Here is an 11,730-nt window from a genome sequence, read left to right as displayed (position 1 = left end):
GGCTTGCTCGCGAAAGCGTTGGGTCAGTCAACATCAATGTTTGCTGGGCCGACGTCTTCGCAGGCAAGCCAGCTCCCACATTTGAACGTCGTTGCGTTGAGCATTGCGTTCGCTTGACTGATCGGGATCGGGGCGACTATCTGTCACTGTTACCAAAACTGAAATGATGCATCTTGCGATTCACCCTTTCTCAAAACGCCCCGCCGCATTATCCTTCGCAACAATCTGAAACGCTTCAGCTCCCGGTCGACTCCTTTTGCCGAATCTCTTTTTGCTCAAAGACAGCGCTGTCTTAATCCGACCTGCGCTCGGGAGTTTATTGCCTGCCTGTGGATAACCCGGTTACCCACAGAAAAAACCAAAAATAACGATGAACCAAGCCCGAGCCGAATCGTCATCTACAGTGAGTGAAGCACGGGGTTACATAATTCCAACGTAACGGAGAAACACACTATGAGCACTGATGGTGCCTCAAGCCCAAGCCGCCTGTTGCCCAGGCTGCTAGGCGTCTTGCTGCTGATCATGGGGCTGGCCTTGCTGGCTGGCGGCGTCAAGCTGAGCATGCTCGGCGGGTCGCTGTACTACCTGCTCGCCGGTATCGGCATCACCCTGACCGGCGTGTTGCTGCTGGCCACCCGCCGCGCCGCGCTGGGCTTGTACGCACTGGTGTTGTTCGCCAGCACCGTGTGGGCCTTGTGGGAAGTCGGCCTGGACTGGTGGCAGTTGGTGCCGCGCCTGGCCCTGCTGTTCGCCTTGGGCATCGTCATGCTGTTGCCGTGGTTTCGTCGTCCGTTGCTGCGTGGCCAAGCGGCCCCGCTGGGTACCGGCGCGCTGAGCGTTGCCGTGGTGCTGGCGGGCGCGACCGCCCTGGCCAGCCAATTCACCAACCCAGGTGAAATGGTCAAGACCGGCCAACTGGACCGCGACGCGGTGCCGGGTATGGCCAGCGCTGCGCCAACCCAGGCCGATGGCGACTGGAACTCCTATGGCCGCTCGGCCTTCGGTGACCGTTACTCGCCACTGGCACAGATCACCCCGGAGAACGCCCATAAGCTGGTGCCGGCATGGACTTATCGCACGGGCGACATCCCTGGCCCAGGCGATCCCGGTGAAACCACCGCGGAAAATACCCCGCTGAAAGTCAATGGCATGCTCTACGTGTGCACACCGCACAGCCAAGTGATTGCCCTGGACCCGGATACCGGCAAGGAAATCTGGCGTTTCGACCCGAAGATCACCACCCAGGGTGCTGAGAGCTTCAAAGGTTGGGCGCACATGACCTGCCGTGGCGTGTCGTACCACGATGACGCCGCCTACGCTTCCGAGCAGAGCCCGACTGGCACTGCCAGCCCGGCCGCCGCTCCGAATGCCTGCCCGAAACGCATCTTCGTGCCGACCGCCGACACCCGTCTGATCGCCCTGAACGCCGACACCGGCAAGATATGCGAAGACTTCGGTGACAAAGGTCAGGTCGACCTGCGTGCCAACATCGGTAGCTTCGCCCCAGGCGGTTACTACTCCACGTCGCCACCGGCCGTGACCAAGAACCTGGTCGTGATCGGCGGTCACGTGACCGACAACGTTTCCATCGACGAGCCAAGCGGCGTGATCCGCGCGTTCGACGTGCACACCGGCAAGCTGGTGTGGAACTGGGACAGCGGCAACCCGGACGACACCACCCCGTTGGCCGAGGGCAAGACCTACACCCGCAACTCGCCGAACATGTGGTCCATGTTCGCCGTGGATGAAAAACTCGGCATGCTCTACCTGCCGATGGGCAACCAGATGCCCGACCAGTACGGCGGCGACCGTACCGATGAGTCCGAGAAGTACGCCGCTGGCCTGACCGCCCTGGACATCGACACCGGCCACGTGAAGTGGACCTTCCAGTTCACCCACCACGACCTGTGGGACATGGACGTGGGCGGCCAGCCTTCGCTGATCGACATCAAGACCGCTGCGGGCGTGAAGCAGGCAGTGATGGCGTCGACCAAGCAAGGCAGCATCTACGTGCTGGACCGCGCCACTGGCCAGCCAGTGGTGCCCGTCAATGAAATCCCGGTGCCACAAGGCGCAGTGGCGGGCGACCGCACCTCCCCTACCCAACCCAAGTCCGACCTGAACTTCATGCCGCCGCCGTTGAAAGAACGCGACATGTGGGGCGTGACCCCGTTCGATCAGATGCTGTGCCGGATCGACTTCAAATCCATGCGCTACGACGGCCCGTTCACACCGCCGTCCCTGCAAGGTTCGATCGTGTACCCAGGCAACTTCGGCGTGTTCGACTGGGGCGGCATCTCGGTTGACCCGGTGCGCCAGATCGCCTTCGTGAACCCAAGCTACATGGCGTTCAAATCGAAGCTGATCCCGGCTGCCGACATTGCCAAGCAAGGCCCACGCGTCAGCGAAACCGAAGGCGTGCAGCCGAACAAAGGCGCCCCGTATGGTGTGATCCTTGAAGCGCTGCTGTCGCCGATGGGCCTGCCGTGCCAGGCACCGGCCTGGGGCTACGTGGCGGCGGTCGACCTGACCACCCACCAGACCATCTGGATGCACAAGAACGGCACCGTGCGTGATAGCTCGCCGGTTCCAATCCCACTGACCATGGGCGTGCCTAGCCTGGGCGGTACGTTCACCACCGCCGGTGGCGTCGCGTTCCTCAGCGGTACCCTGGACCAGTACCTGCGTGCCTATGACGTGAAGAACGGCAAGCAACTGTGGGAAGGCCGCCTGCCTGCAGGCGCGCAAACCACCCCGATGACCTACACCGGCAAGGACGGCAAGCAATACGTGCTGGTCATGGCGGGCGGTCACGGTTCCCTGGGGACCAAGCAGGGTGACTATGTAATGGCGTTCAAACTGCCGGATTAAGCAACGCTGGCGGTACAAAAAAGCGGCGGCCCGAATGGGCAGCCGCTTTTTTTTGCCTGCCGAAAATGCCCCAGCGTTTCCCCTCAGCCCTTTAAAACTAATTTAGTGCGCACGCCCTGCGTAATACAAAAGGCGTACGGATAAAACTTTAAAGGGAGCTTCACTGCATGACGGACCATGTCGCTACAAAACCGATGCTTTCCACCCCCACAAAAATCCTGGAGCTTGAACACCTCAATACTGCCAGTTTGAAAAAACTCATCAGTGGCGAAGTGCTTGCCATTCGGGTACCTGAGTTTGCCAACGCAACCACCAGCGCACGGTTGATTCAGGCCATCGACGATACCGCCACCCTGGAACACTACGGCCATGAAACCTACGAAGAGGGGCGCGTCGTTCAGCACTTCTACGGTGTGCATCGCTGGGGCACGCCGTTCAACTCCACGTACGGCAAGGCCGCCGGCGGTGACGCCCAAGAAAAATATTATGCAGACGCGGCCCGTATGCGCGGCCTTATCGACAGCCTCTGTGCGCCGCAAACGCCGCCCATTCAACAGCTGATGGAACAGTTCCAGGCGCTCTGGCCGCAAGGTGCAACAGCCGCTGCGTTCCAGGGCCGCCCAATGTTTTGCGGGATCATCCGCGTCATGTTCCCGGAGACGGCGCACCTCTCGGAAACGGTGCCCCATGTGGATTGCCTGCCCCGCACAGTCGCTGAACTGCAGCATCAATTCAGCGCCAATATCTACCTGCAAACACCGCCTTCGGGGGGCGAGTTGGTCATCTGGGATACCCAAGCCTTTGGCTATGAGGAGGTCAAGCGCTTCGAGGGGGCCCAACTGCCCGAACAGTGTTTACAAAAACCGCTGCGCATCCGCCCACGCCAGAACGAACTGGTGCTCATCAATACCCGCCGCCCCCACGCCATCTGTGGGTTCGATTCGGGAAAACGCGTCAGCATGCAGTCGTTTATTGGCTATAACGCCGGCGAACCGTTTTACTTCTGGTGCTAATACTTTTATTGCTCGTGCACATGGACGTTTATCTATGACCCCCGAAGAATTCCGCCAACATGGCTATGCCATGATCGACCTGATTGCAGACTACCGACAGAACATCGAACAACGCGGCGTGCAGCCCACCACCCAACCTGGCGAGATCAAAGCCGCCCTGCCGGTCAGCCCGCCTGAAACCGCCGAACCGTTCGAACAGATCATGGGCGATGTCGAAAAACTGATCATGCCCGGCTTGCTGCATTGGCAGCATCCCAGTTTCTTCGGGTTCTTCCCTTCCAATGTGGAACTGTCCTCAGTGCTGGGCGATTGCCTGAGCACCGGCCTGGGTGTGATTGGGTTGTCCTGGCAATCCAGCCCGGCCCTCACCGAAATCGAGGAAGTCACCACCGATTGGCTGCGCGACATGCTCGGCCTGGGCAGCACGTGGAGCGGTGTGATCCAGGACTCTGCGTCCACGTCCACGCTGGTGGCGCTTATCAGCGCCCGGGAACGCAGCTCCGATTACGCGCTGATGCACAACGGCCTGCAAAACAGCGGCGCGCCCCTGATCGTCTACACCTCAGCCCATGCCCACAGCTCGGTCAACAAGGCGGCGATCCTGGCCGGATTCGGCCAGAACCATATCCGCACCATCGCCACCGATGCACACAATGCAATGTCGCCCCAGGCACTGGCGCACGCCATCGCACAGGACCTGGCCGCCGGCAACACGCCCTGCGTGGTGATTGCCACCACCGGCACCACGGCCGCCATGGCGATCGACCCTCTGGCGGCCATTGGCGACCTGACCCAACGCCACGGCCTGTGGCTGCATGTAGACTCGGCCATGGCTGGCGCCGCGATGATCCTGCCAGAATGCCGGGCCTTGTGGGATGGCATCGAAAAGGCTGACTCCCTAGTGCTCAACCCGCACAAATGGCTGGGCGCGGCCTTCGATTGCTCGGTGTATTTCGTGCGCGACCCCGAGCATTTGATTCGCATCATGACCACCAACCCGAGTTACCTGCAGTCCAGCGCAGACGGCCAAGTGCGAAACTACCGTGACTGGCGGATCTCTCTGGGCAGCCGTTTCCGCGCATTGAAGTTGTGGTTCCTGATACGCGAGCAAGGCGTCAGCGGCCTGCAAGCGCGGTTGCGGCGAGACCTGGCCAATGCGCGCTGGCTGGCAGAGCAGATCGAAGCCAGCGAATACTGGACGCTGGTGGCCAAGCCCGCCTTGCAAACCTTGTGCATTCGCCATGAGCCGCCGGGTTTGCAAGGCCAGGCACTGGACCATCACACCCGAGCCTGGGCAGAAAAACTCAACCAGTCAGGCGATGCCTACGTCACCCCCGCCCTCCTCGATGAGCGCTGGATGGTGAGGGTGTCCATCGGCGCGCTGGGCACCGAGCATCAGCATGTCCAGAGGTTGTGGGTGCGATTGCAAACCCTGGTCGCTTGAACGCTGCCAAAGTAGCCCCCTGTGGCGAGGGAGCTTGCTCCCGCTGGGCTGCGCAGCGGCCCGAAAATCCTGGGAGCGCTTCGCACTCCAGCGGGAGCAAGCTCCCTCGCCACAGTCAAACTGTCTAGGTTGGCACCTGCTCACGGCGCAACCACCGCTCGAACGCCATGGCGTTGAGCGGCCGGCTGATCAGGTAGCCCTGGGCCGTGTCGCAGTTCCAGCGTTTGAGCAAGGTGAGGCTGTGCTCGAACTCCACGCCCTCGGCCACCACCTTGAGCCCCAGGCTATGACTCATCTCGATGGTGGAACGCACGATCACGCCGTCGCCACTGGTGCTGTCGAGGTTGCGCACAAAGGACTGGTCGATCTTCAGCTCTTGCACCGGTAGGCGCTGCAATTGGGCGAGGGACGAGTAGCCGGTGCCGAAATCATCCACCGACAGGCTGATTCCGCAATTGCGCAGCTGCTCCAGCACGCTGAGGGCCTGCTGCGGGTTGTGCATGATGGCGCTCTCGGTGATTTCAAAAATCAAATGCTCGGCGTCCACGTGGTATTGGGCCAATAGCGCAGTGACGCGAATCGCCAAGTCATCATCCGCCAAGTCGTTCACGGAGATATTCACCGACAGTTGGATAACCAGCCCACGCTGCGCCCATTCGGCAATCTGGCGGATGGCTTCCTCGATCACCCACAGGGTCAGGGCACCCATGCTGCCAGTGCGTTCGGCCAACGGAATGAACTCCCCCGGAGACACTTGCCCCAGCGTCGCGTGTTGCCAGCGCAGCAAGGCTTCGGCCTGGCCCACGTGCCCGTGCCGCAGGTCGAGCTTGGGTTGGTAGCACAGGAACAACTCGCCTTCGATCACGGCGCGGCGCAAGTCGCGAATCAGGGTGATCTGGCGTTGGTGGGCGAGGTCGCGGTCCGGTTGGTAGATCTGCAAATGCCCCGGCAGGTTAGCCGCGTCGTGCCGGGCGATGGCCGCGCGGTTGATCAACTCTTCCACCTGCTGCCCATCAGCAGGGTACGCGGCGATGCCGATGCTCACTTCATGGCGCACTTCGTCATTGCCGATGCGCAGGGGTTCGGTCAACGCCCCATGCAACTGGTCGGCGCGGGCCACGGCTGAGTCGATCTCGGTGTTTTCCAGCAACAACAGAAACTCACTGCCGGCGATGCGTGCTGCGGTGTCGCTGGCCAACAGGCTGCTGGACAAGCAGCGGCTGGCCTCGCACAACATGTGCTCGACACCTTCGGGGCCAAACCCTTCGTTGATGACCCGGTAGTTTTCAATCCCCACGTACAGCAACACCACCGGCCGCCGTGCGCTGATCGCGCTGCCCAGGCGCTCCATGGCCAGGGCGCGGTTGGGCAGGCCGGTGAGCGGGTCATGCAAGGCATTGTGGGCCAGTTGCCGCTCGCGCAGGGCGATGCCGCTTTGCATGGCATTGAACGCACGCGCCAGCAGGCCGAACTCGTCGTGGCTGCGCACCCGCACCGGGGTGCGGTAGTCACCGGCCCCGATCCGTTCAGCGGCTTGCACCAGCGCATTGAGCGGGCGTGACACTCGCCGCGCCAGGAATAATGCCACCGCCAGCGAGACCAGCAGCACCGCCAGGGCAATCCCCATGAACTGCCGGTCCAGCGGCGCGAAGGATTCCAGCGCATGGTCCAGCGGGCTTTGCAGCAACACGCGCACTTCATCGCCTTCGCCGCTGTTGGCCAAGGGCAACACTTGGCTGAGCACACGCTGGCCATGGAACAGCTGGATCTTCGCCTCAGGATCGACCTGCGTGCCATGCAAGAGGCTGATGATGCTTGGGCGCCAATTGCCAGGGTGGGTGGTGAACAGCTGACCGAGATGGCCGTCCTGCACACTGAGGAACGACACCTCCAGGTTGCTCATGGAGCGCAGTTCATGGGCGAATTGCGTGTCCATGGGAAAGCCCATGACCACGCGTGCGATCGGCGCAGGCCCGAGCACATCTTTTTGCACCAGCAAATAGGGGCGCCCGGCCATGGCGACGATCAACATTTGCTGGCCGCTGCGCCGCGCCTTGCGCAAGGCATCGGCATACGGGAACAGCTGGCCGCGCGTCTGCATCAGCAGGGTGCTTACCATGACCCTGTCATCCAGGCCCAGCACCATCACTTCGCTGGAACTGACCCCGGTGCCATGGGTGCCCAGGGCCTCCAGGATCGGCAGCGTCCGGCCGCCGGCCACCGCCTGCTTGAACGGCCCATCGGCGGTGAGCCAGTCCAACCCGTACTGCAAGCGCCGCCCGCGCAGGTCCAGCAGGCGCTCGAACACCTGCCGCCCCGTGTTCAGCTGTACGTCGGCCTGGTTCTCCACCGCCCGAGTGGTGGCAGCGTTCACGGCAAAATAGGTGGCGGCCACGACCACCAGTAACAACAGCGCCAGCACCCCGGCTATGCGGGTCTGAAACGTGTGGCGCCAGTGCATGGCCGCGCCCTCGGGCCGTGCTCGTCGCTCTTGGCCGTGCTTTCCTTGTGTCATACGCGTCCCTGCCGACTGCTAACCGGCGTCAAAAAAACATCCTTTTTAATGGATTATTTTATTTAGGCAGGTTAGCTGGGACTGAGGATAAGTAAACCCAATAAACACAAGGATTTCGTAGTCATATTTTTGACGAAAACAACATAAATATAAGCATAGCCATGCCTCGCCGCTCGTCGGCACTGTCATTTCTCACAGCTAGGCAACCTGCGTCGTAAGCGCCCTGAATAAGGAGCCACTCGACCTAAGGAGGATCCTGGGTCGCGTCTTGCTTACATTTATTGAGGTGTTCAACCGTGACCTACGATCAACTGCCTATCCTACCCCCGCCCCTCGCCTGCCTGCCTGCGGTAGCGCGCAAAAAACGTAGCCAGGACTCCATCGGGCGCTTGCCCGATGCACTTGTTCCCAATGGCTGCACCCAAATACCCTTCTCCGATCTGGAGCTGATCATCCCCAACCTTACTTCCATCCCAAACACTGACGGCGCACTGAACAACGCCGCATTGACGGTCAACGCCCTCGGGGTGATTTGCATCCTCCTTGCGTGGGCCCAACAAGATGAGGGGGATTTCGTCTATCTGGAGCTCAACGGCATACGAGTGGCCCACTACACCCTCACAGAAGATGATGAAAAGCAAAACAAACACGTTAAGTTGGCCATAGAGAGCGTCAGGTTTATCGACCAGGCCCATAACACACTACAAGCTTTCGTCAGACGCCTAAGCGGAACCACTGACAGGACCAAAACGTTCAGTATCTGGGTGGATACCAAAGCCCCCGGGGGGCTGGACCCTCAGGCCAGTACGCCGATTATCAACGAAAACCTGGCACGCGTTACGTTCGAAGATCCAACCATTGAGGCCTTTGGCATCGTGAATCCCGCGGATGCGCAAAAAGGCGTCAGGGTCCTCGTTGATAATTACCCGCTGAACCCGTTAGTGGATCAGGTTCACCACCGCAAAGAAGGTGATGTGATCTATATGAGTATTGGCGGTTGGCTTGTTACTCACACGGTGACCCATTTTGAAGCCTCCGGGAACGCCCCCATCATTATGACCATCAATTTCGGCGACTGGCAGAAAGTGACACCGGGGCCGAATATTCTTGAGTGGTATGTAAGAGACAAGGCCGGAAACCAATCCATCGGTTTTTCCATCCCAAGGGTCATACAAAATAGGGTGAGCGGGGGCACCAACCCGCAACTGATAGAGGGTCACGTTACCGAGTCCGAATACGACCCTGTTTCAGACGAGGAATACATCGATAAGGACGCGCACTCCAATGACCTTAACTTCGAGGTACCGTTAAGAAATCATGGGTGGCAGGTCAACGATGAAATACATGTCACCTATTTAGGGCTGACTCATACGGGAAGCCTTAAGCACACTGAATCTTATGAAGTGCTGCAGCCAAACCTGGTTCGCGTATCCATTCCGTTGCCATTGCCCTTTGTAAAACAACTGGCGGAAGGCCGTTTAATGGCTTTCTACGAGCGGATTCGCGCAGGGCAGCCCAATACACCTTCTAACGCTGCCATTTACAGCGTGCGTGGCACGCCGGTCGATAACCGTCGCCCGGCGCCAGTGGTACACGGCCTGGTGGGGGGGACGCTGCCCGATATCAACCCAGTGCATATCACCGTACCCGGCGCGGAACTGCCTCTGAGTGACAAAGTTGACCTAATCATTGAAGGCAGAGCAGCCAACGGCAACATCGTGTACGAGCGCTTCACCGAAATCGCCAGCGGTGGCGATATTGACTACTTATTGGACTACCGCACATTTGAGCCATTGGAGGGCTCCACCTTCACCGCCTACTATCTAGTCAACAACGATGCGGCAAACCCCTCGCAATCGGTGACTGTACCGGTCGGTGATATTTCAATCTCACTCCCTCCACCACGATCACCTGAAGCTCCACCGCCTGACCACCAATTTGACGAGCTTATCAACAAAGGCAACCTCAAAGCGTTCGTGGATCCCCACCCGAGCATCTGGTTGAATGATGAGGTACGGATGGTTGCGACAGGCAGTAAGCCGGGGGGCAGCATTACCTCAGCATGGCTGAAGGTGACCAGCGTGTGGTATGGCTCGGCCTTGCCCTTTACCATTGCCCGCGCGATCGTCCTGGCTAACAAAGATGCAAGCATGGCGCTGCACTGGGAGGTCCGCACACTGCCTACGGATATCCCGCTAAAGTCCCTGCCGTTGGTGGTCAAAGTGGGGGCGGCGCTACAGCTCAGCGAATGTCCGACCTTGCTGGAGGCCACCCCGGTGTCGTCTTGCATCATGCGGCTTGACCCGCTGAATGTCTGGACGCCCTCTCCTCGCATCACGACGTTCCGGGTCAAGTACCCCATGCTGGAGAGTGATCTTGTCACTCTGCGTGTAGTCGGAAAACACGGGGTGGGTACACCCGCCATTCCCAGCAAACCCGGCAAGCCAGAAGCTGGCCATGATTACATTTCGTTCTCTTACCTGAGTAACTTTGTTGGCGCTTACGTCGGGGAGTCGTTTGAAGTTTATTTCGAGGTACTGCGCGACAACGTCAGGACGGACTCTAGACGACTCACGGTTGAAGTGGATAAGTTCTCTGACCAGACACTTAACCTGCTGAGCGTGCCTGCGGCCGCGGGTGGGGTGATCGATACCAACAAGGCGAACTCGGTACAGATTCGCGCCTTGCCGTTTTTCCGGGCCGGGCTTGCGGTCGGCATTGACCTGTTCAGTACCACCGACTTGCCGCTGCGGCGTGCCATTGATATAACCCCGGCAGAAGCCAGTGCCGGGCGTACTCTGGACTTGATACCGGCCGATTATTTGAGGGAGTTGCCGGATAGCAGCCAGGTCAGAATCCGGGGCTGGATATCGTTGGATGGGACCAACTGCCTGGACACTGCCATATATTTTAATGAGGCTACTTACCGCACGCGCAAGGCACCGGGGGAGATTGTGCGAGAGATTGAAGTGGGGAATGGGCCGACGTATATCGTGGCCAGTCGGGACGGTAAAAAGGTTTGTGTGGCGAATGGACGGACGCCGTCGATTTCGGTGATTGATCTAGAGAACAATACGGCCCGGACGGTGAATACGGTTGGGAGTGTTATTCATGGTTTGGCGTTACATCCTTCGAACTCGAACCTGTATTTTTCGGTTGAAGGCTCGCACTATACCCAAACTACTCCCATACTAAACACTAGTAATTTCACTTTTCGCTACCCTTATTGGCTTGGCGGTTCTACCCAAGCAATATGCTTAAACCCAGGGGGATTGCGACTCTTTATGGGGCATTTAGGCGCCACTACCATTTACTATTGGAATACACAAACAGAACGAAGCGAAACTTATCTCCACGCACAAAATAGCTCCAGAGCTATAATAACCAACCCACAAGGCACTGCGTTATATTCAGTTACTGAACAAACACATCGATATAATATCACCACTCGCACTCGCACTCACGTGGTCGCTAATAATGGAATCGCAAGTGCCCTCGCCCACTCCCCACTGTTCGCCACCCTCGAACGGCTATTTGTCTGTGTTCCCAACTTAGGAAAAGTTGATATCTACAACACCTACAACGATGGCCTTACCTACGTCAAATCCCTGACCGGGCTGGCAACCCCACGAGGCGTCGCCTTCCACCCAGTCAAACCGCTGGCCTACGTGACGGAGTACGCCAGTAACACCGTCCGCATCATCGACACCACCACCGAGGAACTGGTTGGCAGTATCCCTGGTTTCAACCAACCCACCGGCCTGGCTTGCAGCGAGGATGGCAGGTACTTGTTCGTCTGCAATTTCGGCAACAATACCGTAGCCGTAGTAAGCGTCTAAACACTTGCCAAGATGCCCCGTCTCCCGCGAGACGGGGCATTCACCCCT

Annotated in this window: 5 protein-coding genes; 4 read left to right on the top strand and 1 reads right to left on the bottom strand. The window is 59.3% G+C overall.

Annotated elements, in window-relative coordinates:
- The first annotated feature begins 453 nt into the window (after positions 1-453).
- The 3 genes from AB9N64_RS23725 (at position 454) to AB9N64_RS23715 (ending at position 5,328) form a co-directional block, all read left to right on the top strand.
- Entirely contained in the window at positions 454-2,871 is a 2,418-nt protein-coding gene (locus AB9N64_RS23725; protein ID WP_371359695.1) for a glucose/quinate/shikimate family membrane-bound PQQ-dependent dehydrogenase, read from the top strand.
- A 167-nt stretch (positions 2,872-3,038) separates the two neighbouring features.
- Positions 3,039-3,884 carry a 2OG-Fe(II) oxygenase gene (locus tag AB9N64_RS23720; RefSeq protein ID WP_038449041.1) on the top strand — a complete coding sequence of 282 codons (846 nt, stop codon included), beginning with the start codon at positions 3,039-3,041 and terminating at the stop codon, positions 3,882-3,884.
- Between the two features lie 34 nt (positions 3,885-3,918).
- Positions 3,919-5,328, top strand: a complete 1,410-nt coding sequence (locus AB9N64_RS23715; RefSeq protein ID WP_371359694.1) for an aspartate aminotransferase family protein — start codon at positions 3,919-3,921, stop codon at positions 5,326-5,328.
- Between the two features lie 124 nt (positions 5,329-5,452).
- On the opposite strand, the gene AB9N64_RS23710 is transcribed toward AB9N64_RS23715, so the two are convergent.
- Positions 5,453-7,789, bottom strand: coding sequence for a putative bifunctional diguanylate cyclase/phosphodiesterase (locus tag AB9N64_RS23710; RefSeq protein ID WP_371359693.1), 2,337 nt, complete (start codon positions 7,787-7,789; stop codon positions 5,453-5,455).
- A gap of 350 nt (positions 7,790-8,139) precedes the next feature.
- On the opposite strand from AB9N64_RS23710, the gene AB9N64_RS23705 reads away from it, so the two are divergent.
- Positions 8,140-11,682, top strand: coding sequence for a YncE family protein (locus tag AB9N64_RS23705; protein ID WP_106111028.1), 3,543 nt, complete (start codon positions 8,140-8,142; stop codon positions 11,680-11,682).
- The last annotated feature ends 48 nt before the right edge of the window (positions 11,683-11,730 follow it).

This window comes from Pseudomonas sp. KT_2_4, from assembly GCF_041410225.1.
Lineage (GTDB): Bacteria > Pseudomonadota > Gammaproteobacteria > Pseudomonadales > Pseudomonadaceae > Aquipseudomonas > Aquipseudomonas paracarnis.
This window is presented reverse-complemented; position numbering and strand designations above follow the sequence as displayed.